Origin of the sequence: Coprococcus intestinalis, from assembly GCF_023656595.1 — a bacterium.
In the GTDB taxonomy this organism is placed as follows: domain Bacteria; phylum Bacillota; class Clostridia; order Lachnospirales; family Lachnospiraceae; genus Coprococcus_A; species Coprococcus_A intestinihominis.
The window spans coordinates 15,490-41,318 of sequence record NZ_JAMOKJ010000009.1 but is presented as its reverse complement, the minus strand read 5'-3'; the positions used below and the strand labels follow the sequence as shown (position 1 = coordinate 41,318).

Below are 25,829 nucleotides of genomic sequence, written 5' to 3'. Positions count from 1 at the left end.
ATGAAGTACGATTATTTAGTAGTTGGTTCGGGTTTATATGGTGCTATTTTTGCACATGAGGCAAAAGCATATGGTAAATCTGTTTTAGTTGTGGATAAGCGTCCAAATGTTGCAGGTAATATCTACACAGAGAATATTGAAGGCATTAATGTCCATAAGTATGGCGCACATATCTTCCACACGAATGATAAGAAAGTATGGAATTATATTACACAGTTTGCAGAATTCAACCGTTTTACCAACAGTCCGGTAGCAAATTATAAAGGAGAATTATATTCTCTGCCGTTTAACATGTATACATTTAATAAGATGTGGGGCGTTGTGACACCGGAAGAGGCAGCAGCGAAAATTGAAGAACAGCGTAAAGAGATTACAGGAGAACCACAGAATCTGGAAGAACAGGCTATTTCTCTGGTGGGGCGTGATATTTATGAGAAATTAATTAAGGGTTACACAGAAAAACAGTGGGGACGCGACTGCAAGGAACTTCCTTCATTTATTATTAAGCGACTTCCTGTGCGCTTGACATTCGACAACAATTATTTTAATGCGCTCTATCAGGGAATTCCTGTGGGGGGTTATACAAAGATGATTGAGCGTCTGTTAGAGGGTATTGAGGTGCGTCTGAATATAGATTATCTTGAACAGAAGGAAAGTCTGGATGCATTAGCAGATAAAGTTGTCTATACCGGCCCTATCGATGCTTACTTTGATTATAAGTTGGGTACACTTGAGTATCGCTCTGTCCGTTTTGAAAATGAACTGCTTGACAAACCGAATTTCCAGGGAAATGCAGCAGTGAACTATACAGATCGTGAGACACCTTGGACACGTATTATCGAACATAAATGGTTTGAATTCGGCAAGGATGAAAATGGCAATGATCTGCCAAAGACAATGATCAGCCGTGAATACAGCAGTGAGTGGAAACCAGGTGATGAACCTTACTATCCTGTTAACGATGAAAAGAATGGCGCACTGTATGCAGAGTATAAGAGGCTTGCAGATAAAGAGAAAAAAGTCATTTTCGGTGGTCGTCTGGGTGAATATAAGTACTATGATATGGATCAGGTGATTGCAGCAGTGCTTGAACGATGTGAGATGGAATTTTAATAGCTTTTTGGCATCATAAAAGGAGAGAACTTGTGAAATTATATCAGATAGTAGAAATTGCAGGTAACGGTAATCATGCAGGAACGAAAGCGACGGCGGATATTGCTGAAATTGCTGAACAAATAGGATTTACATCTGTTAAGATTCAAATGCGTTCAACGGCACTATCAAAGGCGGCTAAAATTCAGAGACAAATTGGTTACCTGAAAGACTGGCATCAGGCATGCAAGTGCATTGAGAATGAAGCTGTTGTTCTTTTGCAGCATCCTTTTCATTATCCGCAGCTGACAAGAGAAAAAACACTGAGAAAGCTCAAAGAGCAGCGACATGTAAAATATATAAGTTTGGTACATGATGTTGAAAAATTAAGAGGGTTTCGTTACAATGACTATTATGCACGTGAATTTCAGATGATGCTGGAATTGATGGATGTGCTGATTGTTCATAATGATTGCATGGCAGCGTATTTTTATGAGCAGGGTGTTGACCCAGATCGAATTGTAAAACTGGATATTTTTGATTACCTTCAGAAAAATCATAAAGACAGTGAACCTGTTTTTGAGAGAGAAATTACAGTAGCAGGTAATCTTGATACAGTAAAATGTGGGTATATCGGACAGCTGTATCAGTTGAATCCGATGAAAGTGCGTTTGTTTGGGCCTAACTTTGATGAGAAGCTGGCTTCTTATGGTAATATTCAGTACGGCGGCAATTTGCAACCCGATGAGATACCATTAAGACTTGACAGAGGGTTCGGGCTTATCTGGGATGGTAGTAGTATTGAGGGATGTCTGGGAGAAGCAGGACAGTATCTTCGTTATAATAACCCACATAAGTTATCCCTTTGTTTATCTTCTGGTATTCCTGTTGTTATTTGGAACGGTGCAGCAGAGGCCAGATTTGTAGAGAAGAATGGTCTGGGACTGACAGTTGATTCTCTTGATGAACTTCCTGAAATCATGGAAAATTTGACTGAGGAAAAATACAATGAATTTATTCGCAATATTCGCCCTGTCAGAGAACGACTGGTCAATGGCTATTATGGAAGAACAGCCATTCAAAAGGCTATTGAAATTGTAAGGAGATAAGAATGCTTTATCTATTATGCGTGATAACATTTGGCTTTGTCATATTGAATTTTAAATTGAATAAAAAAGACTGGATGGCACCGGCGGTTATTTTCAGTGCGGTTTTCTTTTTGTATACATTCGGCTGTGTTATTGAAAAAAATGCCTATGATATTGTTTTTATTCCGATGACAGTTTTTGTAATTTCTGCAGGAATCGCCGTATTTACCTTGATTTCAGGGTCAATTGAAAGGTCTGTAGGAGAGACGGTGGTGGTCAGAAATCCGAAGTCTATTGAATTTCATGATGTTTATGTTGTGCTGCTGATTATTGCACAGCTGCTCTCGATTATTTTTTTTATTAAGTACCTCGGAAATCTGGCAGATGCTTATAGTGCTGTTTCGGGAGAAACTTATGCTGGTCTTGGAGCAAAAATAGAATTATATGATACAATGACAAAATTTTGGCAAGATACCTATACACAATTGGCAGTACCGATTCCTATGGTCTATCGTTTGACGAATCCGCTTTGTGGAGCTGCAGAATATCTGCTTTTGTATATTGGTGTTTATAACTTTACAGTGAATAAAAAAATTAAGCCTTTATATTTGATTTCTATAGGCTTGTGGATTGTACGAATTGTTATCAATGGAAGTCGTTCACCAATTCTTCGTATTATCACGTTTGCCTTTTGCCTGCTGTATGTTTTCTATATGCGTCAAGGAAAACAGTGGCGATTGAATGGAAAATTGATTGGTATTATGGCAACATCAGCTGCGGGGTTATGTGTTTTGATGATTGTATTGCTGTTTGCCATGGGACGTGGAGAAAAAGGGTTTGATCTATTCGGTTATATATTTACTTATTTTGGAGCACCAGTGGTGAATCTTGATACTTTTTTGAGAAGTAACAATATTACTTTTTTTCATGGTGTGTCGGATGTTCCGATTTTTGCAGCACATATTTTCAGAGGCCTTTATGTTTATATTGACAAAATATTTGGTACAAATTTATTCCCTATTGCGGAGATTGACTTTTTTACGTTCAGTAGAAATGGTATAGAAATAGGCAATGTATATACCATGTTCTATAAAATCATTTATGATTTAGGTGTTAGTGGTGTAATATTGATGACGGGGATTATGTCTCTTTATTATTCTTTGACTTATAAGAGAATAAGAATGAAAATCAGTCCTCACCCAATTGATTTTAGATTGTTTATTTATGCCTATCTGTTTAACGATTTAATTATGTCGGCTTTTTCTAATCGTTATTATGAAACTGTATTTGATGCGCCGTTTATCAAATTTGTCCCAGTGGCTTTTATATTAGATAAAGTGATTATAGAATACCATGTTCCTGAGCGGATTTTAAAATGTTTTGCTGATAAGATAAAGGAAAAGAAGATAGTAAGAAAATAACAAAACAATATTGTTTAAACAGTGACAGTAAAATGACTGAAAAGCGTATTTGTTATGCTGAATTGTTTATAAATCTATGATATACTAAAGCCATGGGTAACCGTGGCTTTTTTTACTCAAACATAATATATTTTGGTGACATTAATGGAGGAAAGAGTGAGATTGAAAAAAAACAGTAGCATTGTTAATGGGGATAGTATTGATTTTATTGCCAGTGAGTTTAGTTCAGGCTTCGGATATGATTTATGAAAGTCAAAGTGTTACAAGTGAAGTGTTTAATGAATCAGAAAGTGAATCATTGGATTTAGATGAAAATGAATCAATGGAAACACAGTCAGAAGTAGCAGAGACTTCAATAGAAAGTACTGTGCAGAGTGAGAGGGATAATGAAATAGAAACATCAGCCAATGATGTAGAAAATGAAATGTTTCAGCAAATAGGTGCGACAAGTGGAAATATGATAGGCAGTTATATTGAATGTGAGAATGGTGGTATAAATAATGCGGATAATCCATCTGAATACATAACAGGCGATAATGATATAATTCTTAAAGTGCCAACAAAGCAGGGATATACATTAGAGGGATGGTATTTGGACAGTGATTATCAGACGCCTATTACTGTAATACCTGTAGATACTGCAAAAGAATATGTATTGTATGCAAAAATGGAACAGCAGCGCAGCAGTGGTCTGTTGTAAAGAAATAGCTTATAATTTTACAGCAAAATTAGTAAAGAAGAGGAATTTATGCAAGCAATTTTAATTATAGCCCATCGGGACATGGAACAAATTATAGAACTTACGGAAATATTAAGAAAGAAATTTGAGATATACATTCATTTTGATACGAAAATGAATGTATCATCGGAAGAAAAAGCAAATTTGCAGCAGATGGGAGCGCATGTCTATCAAGTGGTCAATGTCAATTGGGGCGGATGGGGGATTGCTGAAGCAGCACGTATTTTGATGCAAGAGGCAATGAAAAATCCTGAAATCACATATATTCATGTGATTTCAGGACAGTGTTATCCGGCGGAGAATGTTGAGAAAATCTATGATTTTTATGAGAATAATACCAACATTTACATGACGGCAAGTCCGGTGGAGGGCGCCAAGAAGTCGGGTGAGCCGTTGATCTGGTGGCAAAAGTATTATTTTAATTATGATAAAATTAATAGAAGGACGACATTTGGAAAGGTGTATCACAGGTTGAATATTGCAGTGCAGACTGTGTTGCATGTAGATAAAATAAAGAAACTGGGAATTGACCTAGAATTATTTGAAGGTGCAAATTGGATGGATCTTCCGCGAGATGCAGTGGAATATTTACTGCAGTATTTTGATACACATGAAAATGTTCAGAAGCTGTTTATGACAGGCTTTTGCCCGGATGAATTCTGGGTACAGACGATTTTGTGCAATTCTGAGTATAAAAAAAGAATTGTAAATGATCATCACAGATTTATGAAATGGGAGCATCGGTACGGCAGCTATCCGGCTATTTTGGATGAATCGGATTTTGATGAAATTTGTCATGGAAATTATCATTTTTTGCGGAAAGTTGATTTAGAACATTCACAGTTGCTAAGAAAAAAGTTGAATGATTATTACGGAAATACTATTTGTAAATAAGTTTTACATATGATGGAAAAGTCGAAACAGGAGATTTTAATAAACAATGGACGAATTACTTCTTTCGGTTATTATACCGGCATACAACGCAGAAACATCAATTACAGGAACTGTTCAAAGCATATACCGGGAATTTCAGACGTCAATCCCTTATGAAATAATCGTTGTAGAGAATGGTGCAACAGATCAGACAACTCAGGTTGTTGAAAAACTGGCAGCTCAGATGACATGTGTAAAACTTTATCATTCAGAAAAAGGTGTTTCAAATGCGAGAAATGCAGGCATTGCTAATGCTTCTGGAAAATGGTTGATGTTTGTGGATGCAGATGATGAATTGCATCTGGGATGCGGAAAGCGCATCATAGACATTATGCAGAACAGTGAAGCGGACTTATGCCTTTTTGGACATATGAATGGGGAAGAAACCCGACTGGTCTGCGAGAAAACGGAAGTTTTCAATGGTAAAAATGTTGAACAGGCAAGAATACGGCTTTTGGAAGCACCGACTCGCTATATGCAGGTGTGGTCAAAGCTATTCCGCAGACAACGAATTGTTGATGTGGGTATTCAGTTTGAACCGAAGTTAAGATTTTCGGAGGACAGTGATTTTACGTTCCAGTATACTGCTTGCTGTCAGATGATTGCGTTTTATTCGGATATTCTTTATGACTATCAGATTAATGCTGCATCTGTTATGCACACATTTGATGAGAAGAAGCTTGATGGATATGTACAGGCAATGAGGATTATGGAAAAGCGACTGGCTGGTGAATCAGCGGCTGTTCAGCAGGCTGGTCAGCAGTATATATTGGCCCATTTTCATATTGCCATGGTAAATAGTGTTTTTAGTACAGATCATTCAGGATCTTTTTCCAATAAAGTAGGAATAATCAAACAAACAGCCAGAAAAACTGTTTTCAGAAAAGCTATTCGAGGGGTATCGTTAAAATCCGGAGGCATGGTCTCGAGAGTAACGGCCTTTCTGCTAAAGGGACACTTATATGGGCTGTTGGGGTTAGTTTATGCATTCAGAGGTTGGCAGAAGAGATCCTAGCATAGGCAAGTATAGACATTCAGCATGAATTTACCGGAAGAAAGCATAGGAAAAAGTTATGAATAAAGAAATAAATATGAAAAAGGATCCAGCAGTAGAGTTGGCGCGTATTTTTGGCTGTCTTTTAGTCGTGGGCGTCCATTGTTGGATTAATAATTTTGGTGTGGCTATTCAGAGTAAAAGCGGAACATATATAGCCTGTATTTTTGCAGATGGTGTTGCAGTATTCTGGATTATATCCGGATTTTTTATGTACAAGAACTACAGTTATAAGCAAACGCTAAAGCGAACAATAAAAAGTATTGTCATACCGATGCTATTGTTGAGTGCGGCAATGTTTTTTGTTTTGAATAATTATCTGAACGGTAACGGATGGCATTTTATATTGCATAGTAAGGATGACTATAAGTGGATATTGAATAGTTTACTTATATGGACAAATCCAGTAGACAGACTGGGGCATTTCTGGTATTTGTATGTTTATATTTTATTAATGCTGTGCTCACCGGTTATTGCAGCATTTATTAAATACCTGGAGGAAGATACAAAAAGAGAAAAGTTATTTCTTGTGTTAACATTTCTCCTGTTGGTATGGAATGACTTGTCCAATAATCAAATGGGAAGATTTGAGCATCATGCATTTGCCGGTGCTTTTCCTGCGGCAATAGAAAGCGTCTGGGGATATTTGCTTTATAAATATAGAGACAGACTGAGAAAGCGTAGATATATTTTCATATCTGTCGGCGCATTTCTGGGCTTAAACGTACTTAGAATGGCTATACAGTTGGGAAGATATCATAGAATACAGGATACGGCAACGTATATTTTATACTGGTTTTCCTCTATAGGTCTGCTGTGTGCTATCTGCGTGATTGTATTTTCATTTGCAGCGATTCACAGCAGAAAAGCAACGGTTGTGAATCGGGTTATTTGCTGGCTTGCATCATATACATTTTCAATCTATCTGCTGCATCCTGTAGTTAATTCATTTTTGGATATGTATGAGGTTAGAAGTCGTTTATCAGAAGCATTGCTTGAATTTCATATAGGGGGGGGTAGGAAAAGAAATCCTTTATATGATATGCATTATTTTTATAGTAGTGAGTATTTGTCTGGCAATTAGCTGTGTGCTGCGTGGGTGTAAAATGGCGATGGTGCGAGTTGTGTCGGGAAAAGCTGATAAATGAGGAAATGAAGGGATTGCCTTTTTAATACATCAAGTGTGTCTTGATTGTCGTATAATTCATTTCTGAGACAGGTGAGATCCTTTGGATTGTCAGATCATTGTTCATAACAAAATACTTTCAGTTCAGATGTCATATGGTGAACACTTGCTGCGGGTGGCACAGGATAAGATTGTATTTTAAATGTAATATAGCATGAGGGAGAGACGGAAATGAAAAAAACAATTATTGTTACCGGTGGAGCCGGATTTATTGGATCAAATTTTGTATATCATATGTTAGGTAAATATCCTGAATATAGGATTGTGTGTGTGGATTGTCTTACATATGCAGGGAATTTGTCAACATTGAAAGCAGCTTTGGAAAATCCTAATTTTAAGTTCTGCAAGATTAATATCTGCGACAGAGATGCTATTTATAAGTTATTTGAAGAAGAACATCCGAATATAGTTGTTAATTTTGCAGCTGAATCCCATGTGGATCGCTCTATTGAGAATCCGGAGATTTTCCTTGATACAAATATCAAAGGAACAGCTGTTATGATGGATGCCTGTAGAAAATATGGTATTGAGCGTTATCATCAGGTTTCAACAGATGAGGTATATGGTGATCTTCCGTTGGATAGACCAGATCTGTTCTTTACAGAGGAAACACCAATTCACACAAGTTCACCATATTCATCTTCAAAAGCTGGGGCTGATTTATTGGCATTGGCTTATCATAGAACATATGGTTTGCCAGTTACAATTAGCCGTTGCTCTAATAATTATGGTCCATACCATTTTCCGGAAAAATTAATTCCATTAATGATTGCCAACGTATTGGCTGATAAACCGCTTCCAGTTTATGGCGAAGGATTAAATGTTCGAGACTGGCTGTATGTAGAGGATCATTGTAAAGCAATTGATTTAATTATACATAATGGTCGTGTTGGCGAAGTTTATAATATTGGTGGCCATAATGAAATGCGAAACATTGATATTGTAAAAATTATCTGTAAAGAACTTGGAAAACCGGAGAGTCTGATTACTCATGTTACAGACCGAAAAGGGCATGATATGCGCTATGCAATTGATCCTACAAAAATTCATAATGAGCTTGGATGGTTTCCGGAAACAAAATTTGCTGATGGCATTAAGAAAACGATTCAGTGGTATCTGGATAATCGTGAATGGTGGGAAACGATTATTTCTGGGGAGTATCAGAATTATTATGAGAAAATGTATGGGAATAGGTAGTTTAGCTGAAGTGTAGAATAAGCGATGAATTGTAAAAAGAGAATTCTATTCATCGCTTATTTAAAGTTTTTTGATAAACGGCAGGGTGTAAAGACTACAATAATTATGTATTGCTAAAAATTGATTTTTATATATTTGTTAAAATCACTGCTGATCTGTCGATTGTTTACATTCTTTCAAAAATTTCATTCGTAAGAAAAATATATGGGATAAGGGTTTGATTTGTAGGATGTATATTCCGTTCCGAGTGAACCACTTGCACGGTCAAACTGAGCCAGTCCCACGGAGGATGAGAGCCATCCTCACGGAGACTGAGCCAGTGCTATTTAATGCTAATTATCAGGCAACTGCCTGTTAATTATAAATACAACTGAATAAATCATAGGTTCTACCGTTTACCCAAAGGGCCTTGATCCTGCTGTTTTTTCTTTAGCAGAACAGAAAAAGTGTATTTTTATCATAAGGATCAAGTTCAAACTGAAAGCGGACAATAGAAGACAATCCATCGATCCCCCGGCGGAGATCCGTATATCCGGGGGCCAGATAAACTTTTTTGAACTGTGAAACAGCGGCATCATTCAACATGACTAAATGCCTCTACCAGACAACGGAGCAATTGGGGAGGAACTGAAGAAAATAGATTTGCCGAAAGTCCATGCCCGTTTTTGATACACATCACTGGAACTTCGGGAACAGTTGCTGTTCTTTCCGCTTTTAGACGCGAAAGTTCAACGAAAGCAGGCCTTTCTGCCTCAGGAAGCTGATCCAGGTACATCTGCCAGACCCTTTTCAGTCGATAATAGTAGTTAGCTTTTGTAATGTTATTTTGCTCACACCAGGTCGATACATCCATACCTTCCGGACGGTTCTGACATTCTCTGATCTGTTCTGCCCAGTGCATAAGGCGGACCTGCTGTGCAACCAGACTGGTTTGTTCTGCCATAGTGAATACCTCCACAAATGATAGTCAGTCTAACAAGTTAAGTTACTCAACTTTGCATGGATTTACGGTACGAACATTTATAAGTTATATGAGGATATTGTAAAAGAATACGGAAATGATTGGGCAAAGGATGAAATGGATGTTGATTTTGAATTTGTATTTGATGGTGATGTATTGCGATTGATTCCACCCTTTGATAAAAAGAAGAGATATATATGGTGTAGAGGATAAACAGATTCGAAAAGCAATAAATGATTTGCTTCATTTAAATTATGCCATATAAACAGCGAAGAGGGGAATTTCAAGTCTTTTGTGTAAGTTTTTGAAAAAAAATTTGGGAAGAAACCCCTCTTCGCTTTTTAATCATGACACTTTCTGAAGTTAATTCTCTAAAGCGTTTTCTGCAAATCTGAGGGATCTGGTCAGTCGCAATTTTACGGCACCTGCTGAGCTGGTTATAAAAAGTGCTGGGGGTGATATCACTTTCACAACATTAGTCCGCATCATTATTTGACGCTTACGAATTTTCACGTTGAAATCTCCTGCTTGATTCTGCCCATAACGCAATGCCTTATTATCTGTACTGCAAGTGCAGTGGAATCATGCTTAAACCAGAGGGGGGAAAATATTATGACGAAATACTAAATTTTATGTCGGAATAATTCGCTTGCTTCATACAAAATGAATTTGATGATACATTGGTTCAAATAAAAGAGTGGTTAAAAGAGGTGATTTAGACTATGAAGTTTTTTACATGGAAAGATGTCGAACGCTATATATTAATGCATCGCAGTGAGTGGGAAAAGGATATATATAATATAGAAATTTATCCAGATGAAATGGTAGTATATCCCAAGAATGCAGCAGATGAGGAAAGTAGAAATATATTAAGACATATTTTCAAAAAAAACATGGCGGCCGACTACTATGCAATAAAATTGGATTATCCCAATTCTTATATTACGATTTCGTATGAGAATGAATATATGGCATTTTCATCTAGTCATGCGCCGTTGTTTAAGAAAGCAATTTATCAGGATTCTGTTTATCCAACAGAGAAATTGAATGGATTGAGTTGCCCGGTTATTGCATTTCACTCATATAAGGGTGGTGTGGGACGGACATTATCTTTAATTGCATTTGCAAAAGCCTGGACGAATATTTATAAAGATCCTCAGAAAAACAAGCTATTGATCGTAGATTCAGATTTAGAGGCGCCGGGACTTACGTTGATTCAGGAAAATTTAAATGAAGAGTCCTTTAGCTATTTAGACTTATTGACTTTGGTACAGGACAATAATAATATTGATGAAATTGTTTCAAAGACTGTAAATTTTATGGGAATGAGTATATTACCTATTGAAACAAAACAACAGAAAGTGGAACATTTCTTTTTGCCAACATACCGTTATATAGAGCAATTATATGATTTATATGCGAGTCCGCAGACGATAACGGTTAGTTGCAATAAAGAATATATATTGGCTGAAGTTTTATCAAAACTTGCTGAAGCCATTGGTGCAAAAGCAGTTTTGGTTGATTTGAGGGCAGGCGTAAGTGAGTATTCAGCACCGCTATTACTTGATCCGCGTGTAAAAAAATATTGTGTTACGTCAACTTCACGTCAGTCTATTATGGGCACGAAACAGATTTTACAATTTATTTCTAAAGGGCTTTGCGTTCAATCAGATACTTTATTGCCAACAATCTTTTTAAGTATGATACCGGATTCTTTTTCGGAGAGAGAAAAAACTGAGTTAAGAACAACATTAACCGAATGTTTTCAGTCAAAGACAACAGAACGAACAGAAGAATTATTGGATAATATGGTTGTTGAACTTCCATTTGCAAGTGAATTGGTGCATCTGACAAGTTTTCAGCAAATTTTGTATTCCTTAAATGGGAGAGATATGTATTATTCAATAGAGAAGATAGTGGAACAATACTATCAAGCAGATGAGTCAAAAGCAATATTATATCCAGAAGAAATGCATGAGATATTGTTGAAAAAGATTCATGATTTTGCTATTAATCAGACAACTGCAGAAAAAAATGGTGCAGCAGAACTTCTGTTGACAGAACCAATAAAAAATTTATGTTTGCGCTATAGAAATCAAGTGCCGATAACTGTTGTGCAAGGAGCTAAAGGATCAGGGAAAACTTTTTTGTATTGTCGATTATTAGAAAAGAAGAATTGGAATATTTTTTGCTCTGAGATAAATAAAAAATTTGATAGTGAGGATAATGGCTATTTTTTGCCTGTTTTGGCGACTCAGAACAGTGAGGAAATAAAGCCGCTTCTGTCACAATGTATAGACGAGTTTAATCGTGCAATAGATTTTGCAGATGCTTCAGTGGCTGTGTATATTGATAATGCATATAAATTATCTTTAGAAAAGGATAATGATATTGATTGGATGAAGTTTTGGGAACAAATATTTGTATCGTCTGTTAATAAGAATATGACATCATTATCAGAGTTAGATGAAGCATTACAAATAAATAAAAAGAAAATTGTTTTATTAATTGATGGATTGGAAGAAATTTTACAATCTGTTCCTTCAAGTAAAACACAGCAAAAGGCGATAGCAGTTTTATGTCAGGGAGTTCTTAATACAATTTCAGCAAAATATGAAAATATTGGTCTTATTATTTTCTTACGAAGTGATATGGCACAGAATGCAATCACAGTTAATTATGAACAGTTTAAACAGACTTTTAGCTATGCAGAACTAAAATGGTCTTCTAATGAAGCACTGAAATTGGCGGTTTGGATGGTAGATCATGCTGTTAAGGGATTTTATGAAGAATCTGTATCCATAGAAAATGCCTCTCAGGAAGTGATAGGAAAGTATCTGGAAAAAATTTGGGGATTAAAGTTAGGTAAAAGTAATTCAAATGAGGCATATGCTTCAAATTGGATATTGGCAGCACTTTCAGATTTTAATGGTCAATTACAGGCACGTGATATTATTCGGTTTCTGGAATTTGCTTCAATTTCAAACGGAAAGAAGCCACCGTATTATGATAGGATTTTGATGCCTTCAGAGGTTCGAAATGCATTGCCTAATTGTTCAAGAAAGAAAATTTCTGAAATAAAAGCGGAATATGAAAATCTGAAACCAATATTTGAAAAGCTTGAAAATCTTTCTTCGAGTAAAAAGAAATTGCCTATGAATGCAGAAGATGGTATTATGACAGCAATGGAAGAAAAATTGATGATTCAAGCAGGGTATTTAATTAGGGATGGAGAAAAAATGTATTTGCCGGAAATTATTAGGCATGCATTGGGCTTTCGGTATGAAAAAGGGGCACGTCCACGTGTGTTATCACTGCTGCTTAAGCATTAGTAGAGAAATAAATCAACCAGTGATTTGATTAAGTATCGGATTACTGGTTGATTTATTGTAAACGGTAAAACATGAGTAACTTGACCAGAATACCCACCACATTCCCATTACATCTTATCTAAAAATTATTTTCACCCACCCATCTGTAATTTTTCATAGAATTAACTAATGTTAATTTCTCACCCATTTTCGCCTAAAAATCCCACATTAGTGGTTATTTTTCTACAAAAGCTCTCAAAAAAAGCCATCCTTGCAGTTGACAAAAAATGATCGCTCGATATAATAGATATGAATATACGTTAATATGAGAAAATGAGGTTCAGCATGGAGTTTTATGATATTCATTCCCATATATTAGCAAGAGTTACGGCGGCTATGGGCAGTATTATGGCCACTACGGCAAATACGGAGAGTACTAATACATAGGATAACGGTACATAGAATATAGAACATGAATACATAGAACACGAATATGCAGATATAATCTGCAGCAATTCCTATTACGCAAAAACACTGCGCGTCAGAAAGCGCAGTGTTTTTGCGGGCAGGAAGAAGTGCCTATCACAGGCACATAACAAGACTAAAAGAGGGAGATTGCTGGGGTAATTGGATACGACAGCATAAGAAAACACTTAGCCGCATGTGGTCATCACACATGAGGAATTAGAGAGAAAGACCATCTATACGGATGTGTACATAGATATAAAGGAGCAGAGGGGACAATATTGAGTGGAGAACATTATGAAAGATAGATTTGCAGTGTCCATGTTTGGACAAAAACGACTGTCCCGTGAGGGCGGGATAGAGATTGTTGTAAAAGAACTATGCACCAGAATGGCAAGAGATGGATGTAAGGTTACATGTTACAACAGATCTGGTCATCACGTGAGTGGTGCAGAGTATGACAATAAAATTGAATATGCTGGAATCCGACAGAAATTTGTCCCAACCATTGAAAGAAAAGGTCTTGCAGCGGTGAGCTCCTCTTTCTTTGCGGCCTTGTACAGCGCTTTCGGAAAATATGATGTGGTACATATCCATGCAGAGGGACCGGCCTTTTTCTCGTGGCTACCTAAGATTCTGGGGAAAAGAGTTGTGGTTACTATTCACGGCATAGACTGGCAGCGGGAAAAATGGGAGTCAGGATTTGGCTCTAAATTCATCCGGCAGGGTGAAAAGAATGCTGTAAAGTATGCAGATGAAATCATCGTTCTGAGTAAAGATGTTCAGGATTACTTCAAAGATACCTATGGTAGGGAGACACATTTCATTCCGAATGGTGTGAACAGACCAGAAATCCAAGAAGCTGGTTTAATAACAGAAAAATTTGGACTGACAAAAGATTCCTACATATTATTTCTTGGTCGACTGGTACCGGAAAAAGGTATCCGGTATTTGGTTGAAGCGTTTGAGAATGTCAAAACAGAAAAAAAATTGGTTATTGCTGGGGGCTCTAGCGATACGGATTCTTTTATAGTGGAACTGAAAGAGTTGGCAAAGGATGATAATAGAATCATTTTTACCGGATTTGTTCAGGGGCAGATGCTTGATGAATTATATAGCAATGCGTATATTTACACATTACCTTCTGATCTGGAGGGAATGCCCTTGAGCCTGCTAGAAGCTATGAGTTATGGCAATTGTTGTTTGGTTTCTGATATTCCAGAGTGCACTGAGGTTGTGGAAGATAAGGCATTGATTTTCAAAAAGTCGGATGTAGAGGACTTGCAAGAAAAATTGCAAGATGCCTGTGACCATCCTGAAATGGTTATGGAAATGAAGAAGCATGTAGCTGACTTTATCTGCAAAAAATACAACTGGGATGAAGTCGTAAAGGAAACGATGAAACTGTACAGGAGATAATAATAGATGAGAGTATTGATAATAAATAAATTTCTATATCCAAACGGTGGATCAGAAACCTACATATTTAAGCTGGGTGAGGCACTGGAGCAGCATGGACACGAGGTTCAGTACTTCGGTATGGAACACGAAGGCCGCTGCGTGGGCAACCGTGTCAATGCTTATACATCTGATATGGACTTCCACGGCGGCAGCAAACTGAGCAAGCTGACCTACCCGATCAAGACCATCTACAGCAAGGAAGCAAGAGAAAAATTAAGACTAGTACTAGATGACTTCAAGCCGGATGTCTGTCACCTGAACAATTTTAACTACCAGCTGACACCTTCCATCATTCTGGAAATTGTGAAGTGGCGCAAGGAGAACGGAAGAGATTGTAAGATCATCTTTACGGCACATGACTACCAGCTGGTCTGCCCGAACCACATGCTGAATAATCCGAATACTCACCAGAACTGTGAGAAGTGCCTCGGCGGCCATTTTGTGAACTGTATGAAAGGCAAGTGCATCCACGGCTCAACGGCGAAGTCAGCCATCGGCATGATGGAAGCGGAGTTCTGGAAGTGGAAAGGTACCTATAAGTACATTGACACTATGATTTGCTGCTCCGAGTTCATGAAGAGCAAGATGGACAGCAATCCTCTGTTTGCTACTAAGACCGTGGCAATGCACAACTTCATCGACAAGGTGGATTGGAAAGAAACGGAGAAGAAGGATTACGTCCTTTACTTCGGCCGCTTCTCGGAGGAGAAGGGTATCGGCACGCTCATCAAGGTATGTAAAGAACTGCCGGATGTGCAGTTCATCTTCGCTGGTACTGGCCCGCTGGAAGAGACAGTAAATGGTATTAAGAACATCAAGAACGTTGGCTTCCAGAAAGGTGAGGCACTGGAGAAGCTGATCCGTGAGGCACGGTTCTCCATTTACCCTTCTGAGTGGTATGAGAACTGCCCGTTCTCCGTGATGGAATCCCAGATGTACGGCACGCCGGTGCTGGGAGCGAACATTGGTGGCATCCCAGAACTGATTCAGGTTGGTAAGACCGGCGAGCTGTTTGAAAGCGGAAATGCTGAAGATCTGAAGAAGAAGATCGAGAAGCTCTGGGGTGATAAGAAGCGGTGTGCGGAGTACAGTGCGAACTGTAAGGACATCAGCTTCGATACCATTGATGAGTATTACGAGAAAATTATGAAGGTTTATAGATAAAAAGAGAGATAGAGGTATTAAAAATGTCTAACACTAGCGAAAAGAAACTGAATGGTACTGTCATCGTCACTTATCGCTGCAACGCTCGTTGCTCCATGTGCAACCGTTATAAAGCACCTTCCAAGCCGGAAGAGGAAATCAGCATCGAAACCATCAAGAAGCTGCCAAAGATGTACTTTACCAATATTACCGGCGGCGAGCCGTTCATCCGTACCGACCTGAAGGATATCGTGCGCGAATTGTACAAGAAGTCTGACCGTATTGTTATTTCTACCAACGGTTTCTTCACAGACCGTATCGTTGACCTGTGCAAGGAGTTCCCGCAGATCGGTATTCGTATCTCTATCGAAGGTTTGGAGCAGACCAACAACGAGATCCGTGGTCTGCAGAACGGCTACCAGCGTGGTTACGGCACACTGAAAAAGCTGCGTGAAATGGGCATGAAGGATGTCGGCTTCGGTATGACCGTTCAGGACAAGAATGCTCCTGACCTGGTTCCGCTGTACAAGATTTCCAACGAGATGGGCATGGAGTTCGCAACTGCTTCTCTGCACAACAGCTTCTATTTCGTTGAGGCCAAGAACATCATCCACGACCGTCCGATGGTCGCAAAGAACTTTGAAAATCTGGTCAACGAACTGCTCCGTAGCAACAGCCCGAAGAAGTGGTTCCGTGCATACTTTAATCACGGTCTGATCAACTACATCTACGGCCAGAAGCGTCTGCTGCCTTGCGATATGAGCTTCGATACCTTCTTCATTGACCCGTATGGTGATGTTATGCCTTGCAATGGCACCAAGGATAAGGAAGTCATGGGCAACCTGAACAACCAGACTTGGGATGAGCTGTGGAACAGCTCGGAGGCTGAGAAAGTTCGTGCAAAGGTTCGTTGCTGCGACCGTGACTGCTGGATGATCGGCAGCGTAAGTCCTGCGATGCACAAGTACATCTGGAAGCCGGCTATCTGGGTTCTGGTTCACAAGTTCAAGGCTCTGTTCACCAAGCATCCGTACAGTATGTACGAGTTGAAGATCTGCCGTGACTACCGCGATGGCAAAGTTACCAAAGAGGAGCTGGATAAGTGCAGCACCTGCGATATGAACTGTGTGATCAACAACGGTCTGAGTGAGGCGAGCAAGGAGCAGTTGAAGCATAAGACCGGCGAGGAAATCGTGGATGCTGATATCGCACAGCAGATGGAGACGAAGTAATGGATGGCCGATTGGATAGGACGACTACGAATTGTTGTAAAGGAATTGCGGCAATAATTATTATGTTGCACCACATATCTTTTCGGGTATCAAATTTGCCTGTGTATGTGAAAACGATTTGGTACATTGCATTTCCGATAGTGGGCTTCTTCTTCTTTATGTCAGGCTATGGCTTGATTTGTGGGTTACTGCAAAAGAAAAATTATCTTCAAGGGTTTCTGTCCAAAAGGCTTTTGAACATTATTGCTCCCTATGTGATAGTCGCAATCACTTGGATAGGGCTAGAAATTATCTGGGGGGGGCAGACACCTGTAAGAGCAATCGCTGAAGCATTTACAATTCGATACATCCAACCACTTTGGTTTATATGGGTGATAATAGCCGCATATATAATATTTTATGCAGTGTTTCGGCACACAGAAATCAATGTGGGAGCATATTGGTTTACGAGTATAACAATTGCATATATTTTGATCAGTGCTTTTGTTAATCCACGTGATGAAATGTATGCGTCCATTATTGGTATGCCTCTTGGAATTCTGTGGGCGATATATGAGAGAAAAATAGATTCTTATTTTGAAATCTGTTTTTTGAGGAAAGAAATTGTTGCAATTGTAGCTTTTGAAATTTTGTTTATCGGAAGACTCACATTAAGTGTGGTGGGTTTTGATAATCAATTGTTTCAGTCGGTTCTTCGGAATATTATCACGATAGCATTTATTGTTCCTCTAATTGAATTATTGAAAAAAGTAAAGATACAGAAAAGATTTCTGATTTGGTTAGGAACAATATCTTATGAAATTTATATCATCCATCCGTTTATTCTCTATTTCTTTGAAAAGGAGACAACGGAAGGAAAACAAGTAGGTAACTTGGAAATTATATTGTGGACAATTGGATTAACCCTACTTTTGTCAAGTGTGTTGAAGATTGTCCAGGATAATTTAGTTAGAAAAGTGAAATTATAAAAATGATAGGGGTCTAAAATGAGCAATATAACAGTTCTTACACCCGCCTACAATAGAGGAAAACTTCTGGAAAAACTATATGAATCCTTATGTGCTCAGGACTGTAAGGACTTTGAGTGGCTCATTGTAGATGATGGTAGTACAGATGATACAAGCGAACGTGTCGAGCAAATGAAGCAGACGGCAGATTTTCCAATTTCTTATCATAAAAAAGAAAATGGCGGAAAGCACACGGCACTGAATTATGCATATCAGTTTATAAAGGCTCCGTTGACATTTATTGTTGACAGCGATGATTCTCTTACCGTAGATGCAATTTCTTGTGTCAATGAGATTTATAAAAAGTACAAAAACGAGAGTGATCTTTGTGGCTTTAGCTTTTTGAGAGGAAAGCCGGATGGTGGATATTTAAGTACATCTGGTGTGCCACAGGATGGGATGAAAGAATCCTATGTTGAGTGCCGAATTAATAGAAACATTGGTGGAGATATGGCGGAAGTGTGGTATACGCACTGTCTAAAAGAATATCTATTTCCTGAGTTTCAAGGGGAAAAGTTTCTAGGTGAGGATATCGTTTGGGTTAGAATGTCTGAAAAGTATAAAATGCGATTCTTTAATCGTGTAATTTACATTTCAGACTATCTCGAAGATGGTCTGACTAATAACCGTAGAAAACACAATATAAAGTCCCCGAATGGATGCATAGCTAGAGCAGAGGCATTCTTGGACTCGAATGCTTGCATGAAAATAAGAATCAAATCAATGCTGCAGTATCAAATATACGGAAAGTTCGCTGGAAGAAAAAGTGGTGAGCTTTTGAGTAATAGTAGTGACAAAATTTTATATTGTGCCCTTTTCCTTCCGAGTCAATTGTTGTATGGAAAGTGGAAACGAGATATAAAAGAATAATTATGTCATGCAACTGCTCTAGTGAAAGTGGGATTGAGGAAGATGTGGAGAGGACAAGGATTAGGGAATGAAGAGGGGAGCATATATTTTGCCGTATTTTGACCATCTTCCCAAAGAGTTTGAAGTTGGAACGCCTATTGTCACAACAGACATTCCGCTAAATTCCACCTATATCAAAGATTATCAACTTGGCATTGCGAAGAAACAGTGGAATAAATCCGATTTGAATGACGTGGTTTCTAACAGTGAAATGTATATTGAAGACTGCATGAAATACAGATACAAACTTTCTACAAAACAAAGGGTAGAACAATTTTTAGAGATAGAAAGAGAAAGGCTTGACAATGGAAAAAAGTAAAAAACAATATTTTAATGAAATAAATATAATGCGTGGAATGGCTGTGCTTTGTGTCGTTATTGGACATTCTTTTAATCCGACAGAAACGCCTACTATTTTGGGTTTTATAAAAAGTTTTGTTTATTGTTTTCATATGCCAGCTTTTTTCTTTATTAGCGGATTTCTTGAAGGCGAGAAAAGACGTACCATTAGCGAAAAGAAACAAGCTATTGTAAAAAAAGCTAAGCGGCTGATGGTGCCGTATTTCTTTTTAACAGTGGTCACAGCCGTTCTTAAGCTATTATTTGGAGCATTTGCAAGGAATCCACTTAATTATTCTACTCTTGCAGTAGATGTTTTAATTGGAAGAAACAATCCGAATGGTGGTCTTTGGTTTCTGTATGCTTTGTTTGTTATTTCTATTTTTGGAATCTTATTTGATAGCGTGAGTCGTACAGTTTTAGCGGGTGTTATGTTTGTAGTATATGTGTTAAACACAGTTGTCTTCAAACAATCTGGCTATATCGTGGGATTTTTCTTCAGCTATGCATGGATTTATTTTGCAGGAAGTATTGCGAGAAAATACCTTTATGAAAAAATAAAGACTTCCGAACTTCTGATGTCAGTAAAAGGAATAGTGTTAATAGCGGTTGTTTCCGTAGGATATATGATGCTTGCGTTTGTTAGTATTTATAAGTCTCAGTCTTGGATTTTGGCAACTGCAGTAACCGTTATTGGCGTATTTCTGCTTTTTGTTATTGCAGTGCAGATTGAACATTACCATTGTGGAGAAAAGTTATGGATGCTGCTAGGTGATTATGGAATGGATATATATATGATTGGCTATTATGTGCAGCAGGCGATTTTTGTTGTATGTGGCAAAATTTTAGGATTTGATTATTTAGTATACGCATGGATGATGCTTTTTTTGGGTTTGATTGCTCCGATTTTTCTGTCAAAATACGTCGTTAGAAAAAATCATATGCTTTCAACATTGATTCTTGGGAGGTGAAATGGTGAATTATCTTATTTCTGCATATAGCGTGAACCCTTATAAGGGTTCAGAGGATAGTATTGGTTGGAATTGGGTTTTACAGTACGAGAAAAACTATAAAGAAGGAGATAGAATAATCCTTCTTACCAAGAAATTCAATGAGAAGGACACGAGAAGAGGTCTCAAAGAATTTAATATACAACATGTCGAATTAGTTATTGTTGATGTCCCTAATGCACTTAACTGGTTCAGAGAAAAGCATTCCGCTTTTCATCATATGTATTATATTTTATGGCAGCATTGGGCATGGCTTTGGGTTAAACATTCAGGAATCCGTTTTGATGTAATTCATCATGTTACTATGAATGATTACAGAATTCCAAGTGAGTTATATAAGGCTAAAGGTGCAAAGGTGATTTGGGGGCCAATGGGAGGTGCGCAGGTAACACCAAGGCCATTGAAGGTCTATGAAAAGAATCAACTGGTTGCGAGTTTTAGAGAGTTTGTAAATAAGAGCTGTTCATGGAATCCCTTTTATAAGAAAGCACTGCGCTCATATTATAAGATATATTGCATAAATAATGAAACTCAAAAGCAAATTTCTCGCATCGTAGGAAAAGATGTGCCATTAATGCCGGAGTTGGCATTAAGAGATGAATACAAAAATCTTCCTATTCGGAAAGGAAACAACGATATTCTCAAAATCGTTTTTGTAGGAAGATTGATTGGAAAAAAAGGAATAGCTTTTCTTGTTGACGCTCTTTCTTTGATGCCTACCGATATGAATTGGGAACTCTTGATTTTTGGTGATGGCGATGATCGTGCATTAATTGAAAAACAAATAGCAGATAGTGGTGTTGGAAAAAATGTAAAATTAATGGGTAATCGTCCGCTGAATCAAATTGCTGAAGCATATCAGCAGGCAGATGTTTTTGTTTTGCCGAGTCTTAGAGAAACAAGTGGAAATGTGCTGCTCGAGGCAATGGCATATGCGGTGCCAATAGTTGCATTTGATACAAGTTTTTGTAGGCTGCTAAAAGAAGTTGACTGCGGTGTATTTGTAAATACGGACCAGGCACTTGAAGGTATCAAGGAAGACTGGTGCAAAGCAATTGTAACATTAGGACAGGACAAAGAACTGGCAAAGCAGATGGGACTAAATGGTTATAAATATGTGAACAGTAAGCTAACATGGGATGAGAAGTATAGAATTATTGTTAACGATATGTAATTGTAGTACTGCTGTATGAAAAATACAGTTTAGCGCATCTATGAGGAGAATATGATGAAGCAAACAGAAGAAGAAATTAAATTTAGTGTTGTACTGCCAATTTATAATGTGGAAAAATATCTGAATAGATGCCTTGATAGTGTCATGAATCAGACCTACAAAAAGCTTGAAATTATTCTTGTTGATGATGGCTCTCCGGATAATTGCCCACAAATGTGTGATAATTGGGAAAAAGTTGATGATCGTATTAAGGTTGTACATAAAAAAAATGCTGGTCTGGGTGAGGCGAGAAATTCTGGCTTAGATGTTGCTACTGGAGATTATATTGCTTTTTTTGATAGTGATGACTATATTGATACAAGACTGTTTGAAGAATTATATACAGTCATAATTTCCGATAATCCAGATTTGATTGAATTTGGACATCATGATGTTGATAGACAGGGGAATATTACAAAAACATTTATTCCAAAAACACCGTTGGAAAAGTATGAAGGTGAAGAAGTTTTATCAAAATTTTTACCAGAGTTAATTTGTACAGATCCTAAAACAGGAACAGCCAGTGACTTGTTGATGAGTGCATGGAGTTGCTTATATAGAAGACAACTATTGGTAGAATGCAACTTCCATTTTGTCTCCGAACGAGAGTATATTAGTGAAGATGTGTATTCGCTAATGAAACTCATGCCGAATGTGCATAGTGTTAATGTTGTACAGAAGGCATATTATTATTATTGCGAAAATGACCAGTCGCTTACACATGTATATAAGCCAGATCGCTTTGAAAAGCTTGTCGCATTTCAACTGCATTTAGAAGAATTATGTGCATCAGATGTTTACAGCGATGAAGTGAGATACAGGATTAAAAGACCTTTTTTGGATAACTTGCTTGCTTGTATGAAAAGCGAAGTCAATTGTGTAAAAGAAATTGGTGTTAAAGAAATCCATCGTTCGATTTCCCAAATGTGTACAAATAAGATGGTTCAAAAAATTGTATGGATGGTACCAGATGCTAGTTTTTCAAGAGCAAGAAGAATGATTCATTTTTGTATTAGACATAAGATGAGTTTCAGCACTATCGTGTTGATAAGAGCTCAACAATATTTAGGGAGATAAAAGTATGCGAAGAGAATTATTTATAGTTACACCAAAGAAGTGCATATTTTGGATACTATACGCATGCATTGTGTTCTCTGTAGCGTATAGTTTGTTTGGTATTAGCCTTTCAACATTCTATTTGTGTGATGTTTTGAATTTGATGTTGCTTTACTTTGAAGCAAAGTATATTAAGGAGATTAAAAATCGATGCGCCCCTCTTCTCTATATTTTGATTGCACTTTTGCTGTTTTTAATGGTTGGCGCTGGAATAAATTATGTAAAACCGTTGCTCATTTTTTGGGGAATAAGAAATCTCTGCCGCTATTTTATATTGTTTTTTGGAGTAATTCTCTTTTTTACACTTGATGATGTCGAAAAAGTGATTCGATTTTATTTTGCGTCACAAATACTTAATGCGCTTGTTGGTATATATAAGTATTTTGTCCTTGGGCTTTTTAGCGATGATTTTGGTGGAGGAATTTTTTGGGGCGGTGGTGGCTTGAATCCATTCTGCCTGTTGCTTTTATGCTTTTACTCAAGCCTTTATTTTGCTAAAAAAACTACATTCAAAAAATTTGCGTTTATTATTGCGGCTACATTTATGCTAGGTGCAATGGCTGAGGAAAAGATGATGTTAATGTTGGCCGTGTTATGCATTATTTTGTCAGCACTGATTAATCAATATGTTGAAAAAGGTCTTACAGTTAGAAAGTTAGGTATTCTAGTTGGTTTATTACTGGGCTTTGTGGTTGTTATCAATTTGGTTGATCGTTTGGCACCGGATATGTTGAATATTCTTTTTAATAAAAAGAATTTTATGGATTATGCAACTGCGACTTTTGATGAGGGGTATAGAATTCCACGTGTCGGATCATTTAAAGTAATTAATAAATTATTCCTGAGAACTCCGATTAAAGAGTGGTTTGGTTTGGGTATTGGTAATTGTGACACATCTGCATTTTCGTTTTTTCAGAGTGACTTTTACAGAGCTTATGGTGACTATAATTATCGGTGGTTTACAAATCAATGGACGTATCTAGAATGCGGAATTATCGGTTTTGGGTTGTACGTGTTTTTCTTTGTTACATTGATTATTACATTGTTGGCAAAATTGAAAAGGTATTCTAATGCGAGTCGGCCGTATATGATAACAAGTGCTATTTTCACAGTGGCTATGATTTTTTTGATGTGGCACAGCTCAGCAATTCGAGTGGATACAGCTTATATAATTTATTTTGGAATGGCAATTGGTTTTGTAGCAATGCAGTATGGTAGCAACGAAATTAAGGAGGATTGCTAAAGTGAATATAAAAAGCATTTTGAGAAAGACCGCTTATGGGTATAAGGCAGAATCATCATCTTATATTGAACACTTAAGATCGATAGGAATGAAAATTGGAAGCGATTGCATTATATATGTCCCGACAAAGACGCTAATTGATGAGCAGTATCCGTGGATGATTACTATTGGTGATCATGTAAGGATTACTGAGGGTGTAAAAATTTTAACACACGATTATTCATGGTCGGTTCTTAAAAATTGTCGGGGGGGGGTCCTTGGAGCTAGTGGTATAGTCGAAATAGGAAACAATGTATTTATTGGTATGAATACAATTATAGAAAGAAATGTGAAAATAGGCGATAACGTTGTGGTTGGAGCAGGGAGTCTAGTTACAAAGGATTGCGAGTCTGACAGCGTTTATGCGGGCGTTCCAGCGAGAAAGTTGATGAGTATTAATGAATTCTTTGACAAACGTTACGCTAAACAAAAGGCTGAAGCGAAAGAATTAGCTCAGAGGTATTATGAGCGTTTTAAACGTCGGCCCGATCCAGAGGTTTTTCATGAGTACTTTATGCTGTTTGAAACAAAAAGTAGCGTTTTAATAAACAATGTGTTTTCAAATAAGCTTAAGCTAGGCAATACAGAAAAGCAGTCAATTGAGTATATGGAAGAACATGCTCCTGAATTTTCTAATTATGAAGAATTTATGAGGTATTGTTTTGATGATGAGGAAGAAAAATAAAAGATGTGTCTTGATTTTACCCTACTTTGGACAATTTAATAATTATTTCCCGCTTTTTCTTAAATCATGTGAGGCCAACCCTACATACACATGGATGATTTTTACTGACAATGAGTTTAAGTATGCCTGTCCAGAAAATGTTCATGTTATTAAAACTACACTTGATGAAATACGTAAGATAGCTAACGAAAAATTTGGATTTAAGATTGTACTTGAATCAGCATATAAATTATGTGATTACAAACCTGCCTATGGGTTTCTATTTGAGAAATACATTAAGGACTTTGATTACTGGGGCCACTGTGATTGCGATTTGATTTTTGGAAACCTCGAAAAAAATGTTACGCCATTGTTGAACGAGGACTATGATAAATTGTTCGCTGCGGGACATTTGACAATATATAAAAACACGTATGAAAATAATCGTCGCTTTATGAAGTCTTATAAAGGACGTGTTTTATATAAAGAAGCATTTACAACGGACAAAATTTTTGTGTTTGATGAAGACTGTAATAGTCATGACAATGTGCATAGCATTTTTCGTGAAGATGGAGCAAGGATTTATGAAAAGGATTTGAGCATGAATCCTTCTGTCTTTTCTGCAAAATTTATTAGAGCATTTTATGATGTTTCTAAACACGACTTTGTTAATGAAACGTATAAAAAGGCACGGTATTATTGGAATAATGGAAATGTTTTGCGAATCGAGTGGAATGGTAGTGAACTTGTGAAGACAGAATTTGCTTATATTCATCTCCAAATGCGTAAAATGCGTGTTAAAGTGTCTGTACAAGATGCATGCTTTGAAATCTTACCAGATAGGTTTGTTGAGCAAGAGTTGCCGAAAAATCGTAGCGAACTACATTTGTTAACAATCGGATGGCCATATTTGTACTGGATTGATAATTATAAGAAGCGGGTAATCAGAAAGTGGAAGCAGATCGTTAGAAAGACAATCTGAATAAATATATATTGTGACCTAGTT

Annotated in this window: 23 protein-coding genes; 21 read left to right on the top strand and 2 right to left on the bottom strand. The window is 37.4% G+C overall.

Annotation, left to right across the window (positions count from 1 at the left end; all coding sequences use genetic code 11):
• From glf to rfbB, 8 genes are all read left to right on the top strand, one after another.
• Positions 1-1,113 (top strand): UDP-galactopyranose mutase, encoded by a 1,113-nt coding sequence (gene glf, locus NBH03_RS08105; protein ID WP_250798976.1) that lies wholly within the window; start codon positions 1-3, stop codon positions 1,111-1,113.
• A 32-nt stretch (positions 1,114-1,145) separates the two neighbouring features.
• Positions 1,146-2,201, top strand: a complete 1,056-nt coding sequence (locus NBH03_RS08100; RefSeq protein ID WP_250798968.1) for a glycosyltransferase — start codon at positions 1,146-1,148, stop codon at positions 2,199-2,201.
• 2 nt (positions 2,202-2,203) lie between these two features.
• Positions 2,204-3,601: an O-antigen polymerase gene (locus NBH03_RS08095; RefSeq protein WP_250798964.1), complete on the top strand. Its 1,398-nt coding sequence runs from the start codon at positions 2,204-2,206 to the stop codon at positions 3,599-3,601.
• Between the two features lie 187 nt (positions 3,602-3,788).
• The gene (locus NBH03_RS08090) at positions 3,789-4,301 is read left to right on the top strand and encodes an InlB B-repeat-containing protein (protein ID WP_250798961.1); all 513 of its coding nucleotides are present in this window, start codon (positions 3,789-3,791) and stop codon (positions 4,299-4,301) included.
• A 48-nt stretch (positions 4,302-4,349) separates the two neighbouring features.
• Entirely contained in the window at positions 4,350-5,234 is an 885-nt protein-coding gene (locus tag NBH03_RS08085) for a beta-1,6-N-acetylglucosaminyltransferase (protein ID WP_250798959.1), read from the top strand.
• A gap of 46 nt (positions 5,235-5,280) precedes the next feature.
• On the top strand, positions 5,281-6,288 hold the full coding sequence (locus NBH03_RS08080; RefSeq protein ID WP_250798957.1) for a glycosyltransferase family 2 protein: 1,008 nt from the start codon (positions 5,281-5,283) through the stop codon (positions 6,286-6,288).
• A 58-nt stretch (positions 6,289-6,346) separates the two neighbouring features.
• Positions 6,347-7,411, top strand: a complete 1,065-nt coding sequence (locus tag NBH03_RS08075; protein ID WP_250798954.1) for an acyltransferase — start codon at positions 6,347-6,349, stop codon at positions 7,409-7,411.
• Positions 7,412-7,684: 273 nt separating this feature from the next.
• Positions 7,685-8,710, top strand: coding sequence for a dTDP-glucose 4,6-dehydratase (rfbB, locus tag NBH03_RS08070; RefSeq protein WP_250798953.1), 1,026 nt, complete (start codon positions 7,685-7,687; stop codon positions 8,708-8,710).
• Positions 8,711-9,139: 429 nt separating this feature from the next.
• Here rfbB and tnpB read toward each other — a convergent pair whose 3' ends face one another.
• Positions 9,140-9,295 carry an IS66 family insertion sequence element accessory protein TnpB gene (tnpB, locus tag NBH03_RS16210; RefSeq protein ID WP_442872334.1) on the bottom strand — a complete coding sequence of 52 codons (156 nt, stop codon included), beginning with the start codon at positions 9,293-9,295 and terminating at the stop codon, positions 9,140-9,142.
• Entirely contained in the window at positions 9,285-9,653 is a 369-nt protein-coding gene (locus tag NBH03_RS08065; RefSeq protein ID WP_250798952.1) for an IS66 family insertion sequence element accessory protein TnpB, read from the bottom strand. The genes tnpB and NBH03_RS08065 overlap by 11 nt, the downstream gene beginning before the upstream one ends.
• Before the next feature lie 740 nt (positions 9,654-10,393).
• Here NBH03_RS08065 and NBH03_RS08060 point away from each other — a divergent pair.
• The 13 genes from NBH03_RS08060 (at position 10,394) to NBH03_RS08000 (ending at position 25,805) form a co-directional block, all read left to right on the top strand.
• The gene (locus tag NBH03_RS08060) at positions 10,394-13,003 is read left to right on the top strand and encodes a KGGVGR-motif variant AAA ATPase (protein ID WP_250798951.1); all 2,610 of its coding nucleotides are present in this window, start codon (positions 10,394-10,396) and stop codon (positions 13,001-13,003) included.
• Positions 13,004-13,744: 741 nt separating this feature from the next.
• On the top strand, positions 13,745-14,866 hold the full coding sequence (locus NBH03_RS08055) for a glycosyltransferase family 4 protein (protein WP_250798949.1): 1,122 nt from the start codon (positions 13,745-13,747) through the stop codon (positions 14,864-14,866).
• Between the two features lie 6 nt (positions 14,867-14,872).
• On the top strand, positions 14,873-16,072 hold the full coding sequence (locus NBH03_RS08050) for a glycosyltransferase (protein WP_250798948.1): 1,200 nt from the start codon (positions 14,873-14,875) through the stop codon (positions 16,070-16,072).
• Positions 16,073-16,095: 23 nt separating this feature from the next.
• A complete protein-coding gene (locus NBH03_RS08045; RefSeq protein WP_250798942.1) occupies positions 16,096-17,283 on the top strand; it encodes a radical SAM protein in 1,188 nt (395 codons plus the stop codon).
• The gene (locus NBH03_RS08040) at positions 17,283-18,251 is read left to right on the top strand and encodes an acyltransferase family protein (RefSeq protein ID WP_250798936.1); all 969 of its coding nucleotides are present in this window, start codon (positions 17,283-17,285) and stop codon (positions 18,249-18,251) included. Before NBH03_RS08045 ends, NBH03_RS08040 begins: the two co-directional genes overlap by 1 nt.
• An 18-nt stretch (positions 18,252-18,269) precedes the next feature.
• The gene (locus tag NBH03_RS08035) at positions 18,270-19,160 is read left to right on the top strand and encodes a glycosyltransferase family A protein (RefSeq protein WP_008369183.1); all 891 of its coding nucleotides are present in this window, start codon (positions 18,270-18,272) and stop codon (positions 19,158-19,160) included.
• Between the two features lie 67 nt (positions 19,161-19,227).
• Positions 19,228-19,518 carry a hypothetical protein gene (locus tag NBH03_RS08030; RefSeq protein WP_250798931.1) on the top strand — a complete coding sequence of 97 codons (291 nt, stop codon included), beginning with the start codon at positions 19,228-19,230 and terminating at the stop codon, positions 19,516-19,518.
• Positions 19,505-20,509 carry an acyltransferase family protein gene (locus NBH03_RS08025; protein WP_250798929.1) on the top strand — a complete coding sequence of 335 codons (1,005 nt, stop codon included), beginning with the start codon at positions 19,505-19,507 and terminating at the stop codon, positions 20,507-20,509. Before NBH03_RS08030 ends, NBH03_RS08025 begins: the two co-directional genes overlap by 14 nt.
• Position 20,510: 1 nt before the next feature.
• Positions 20,511-21,722, top strand: a complete 1,212-nt coding sequence (locus tag NBH03_RS08020) for a glycosyltransferase family 4 protein (RefSeq protein ID WP_250798927.1) — start codon at positions 20,511-20,513, stop codon at positions 21,720-21,722.
• A 51-nt stretch (positions 21,723-21,773) separates the two neighbouring features.
• A complete protein-coding gene (locus NBH03_RS08015; protein ID WP_250798922.1) occupies positions 21,774-22,838 on the top strand; it encodes a glycosyltransferase in 1,065 nt (354 codons plus the stop codon).
• A gap of 4 nt (positions 22,839-22,842) precedes the next feature.
• Entirely contained in the window at positions 22,843-24,120 is a 1,278-nt protein-coding gene (locus NBH03_RS08010) for a hypothetical protein (RefSeq protein ID WP_250798917.1), read from the top strand.
• A 1-nt stretch (position 24,121) separates the two neighbouring features.
• Positions 24,122-24,844 carry an acyltransferase gene (locus NBH03_RS08005; RefSeq protein WP_250798912.1) on the top strand — a complete coding sequence of 241 codons (723 nt, stop codon included), beginning with the start codon at positions 24,122-24,124 and terminating at the stop codon, positions 24,842-24,844.
• Positions 24,825-25,805: a DUF6625 family protein gene (locus NBH03_RS08000; RefSeq protein ID WP_250798911.1), complete on the top strand. Its 981-nt coding sequence runs from the start codon at positions 24,825-24,827 to the stop codon at positions 25,803-25,805. Before NBH03_RS08005 ends, NBH03_RS08000 begins: the two co-directional genes overlap by 20 nt.
• The last annotated feature ends 24 nt before the right edge of the window (positions 25,806-25,829 follow it).

Excerpts from the sequence above, each read along its gene's own strand:
- glf (WP_250798976.1), top strand. The coding sequence starts at position 1 with ATGAAGTACGATTATTTAGTAGTTGGTTCGGGTTTATATGGTGCTATT.
- NBH03_RS08095 (WP_250798964.1), top strand. The coding sequence starts at position 2,204 with ATGCTTTATCTATTATGCGTGATAACATTTGGCTTTGTCATATTGAAT.
- NBH03_RS08090 (WP_250798961.1), top strand. The coding sequence starts at position 3,789 with ATGGGGATAGTATTGATTTTATTGCCAGTGAGTTTAGTTCAGGCTTCG.
- NBH03_RS08085 (WP_250798959.1), top strand. The coding sequence starts at position 4,350 with ATGCAAGCAATTTTAATTATAGCCCATCGGGACATGGAACAAATTATA.
- NBH03_RS08080 (WP_250798957.1), top strand. The coding sequence starts at position 5,281 with ATGGACGAATTACTTCTTTCGGTTATTATACCGGCATACAACGCAGAA.
- NBH03_RS08075 (WP_250798954.1), top strand. The coding sequence starts at position 6,347 with ATGAATAAAGAAATAAATATGAAAAAGGATCCAGCAGTAGAGTTGGCG.
- rfbB (WP_250798953.1), top strand. The coding sequence starts at position 7,685 with ATGAAAAAAACAATTATTGTTACCGGTGGAGCCGGATTTATTGGATCA.
- tnpB (WP_442872334.1), bottom strand. The coding sequence starts at position 9,295 with ATGTTGAATGATGCCGCTGTTTCACAGTTCAAAAAAGTTTATCTGGCC.
- NBH03_RS08065 (WP_250798952.1), bottom strand. The coding sequence starts at position 9,653 with ATGGCAGAACAAACCAGTCTGGTTGCACAGCAGGTCCGCCTTATGCAC.
- NBH03_RS08060 (WP_250798951.1), top strand. The coding sequence starts at position 10,394 with ATGAAGTTTTTTACATGGAAAGATGTCGAACGCTATATATTAATGCAT.
- NBH03_RS08055 (WP_250798949.1), top strand. The coding sequence starts at position 13,745 with ATGAAAGATAGATTTGCAGTGTCCATGTTTGGACAAAAACGACTGTCC.
- NBH03_RS08050 (WP_250798948.1), top strand. The coding sequence starts at position 14,873 with ATGAGAGTATTGATAATAAATAAATTTCTATATCCAAACGGTGGATCA.
- NBH03_RS08045 (WP_250798942.1), top strand. The coding sequence starts at position 16,096 with ATGTCTAACACTAGCGAAAAGAAACTGAATGGTACTGTCATCGTCACT.
- NBH03_RS08040 (WP_250798936.1), top strand. The coding sequence starts at position 17,283 with ATGGATGGCCGATTGGATAGGACGACTACGAATTGTTGTAAAGGAATT.
- NBH03_RS08035 (WP_008369183.1), top strand. The coding sequence starts at position 18,270 with ATGAGCAATATAACAGTTCTTACACCCGCCTACAATAGAGGAAAACTT.
- NBH03_RS08030 (WP_250798931.1), top strand. The coding sequence starts at position 19,228 with ATGAAGAGGGGAGCATATATTTTGCCGTATTTTGACCATCTTCCCAAA.
- NBH03_RS08025 (WP_250798929.1), top strand. The coding sequence starts at position 19,505 with ATGGAAAAAAGTAAAAAACAATATTTTAATGAAATAAATATAATGCGT.
- NBH03_RS08020 (WP_250798927.1), top strand. The coding sequence starts at position 20,511 with ATGGTGAATTATCTTATTTCTGCATATAGCGTGAACCCTTATAAGGGT.
- NBH03_RS08015 (WP_250798922.1), top strand. The coding sequence starts at position 21,774 with ATGATGAAGCAAACAGAAGAAGAAATTAAATTTAGTGTTGTACTGCCA.
- NBH03_RS08010 (WP_250798917.1), top strand. The coding sequence starts at position 22,843 with ATGCGAAGAGAATTATTTATAGTTACACCAAAGAAGTGCATATTTTGG.
- NBH03_RS08000 (WP_250798911.1), top strand. The coding sequence starts at position 24,825 with ATGATGAGGAAGAAAAATAAAAGATGTGTCTTGATTTTACCCTACTTT.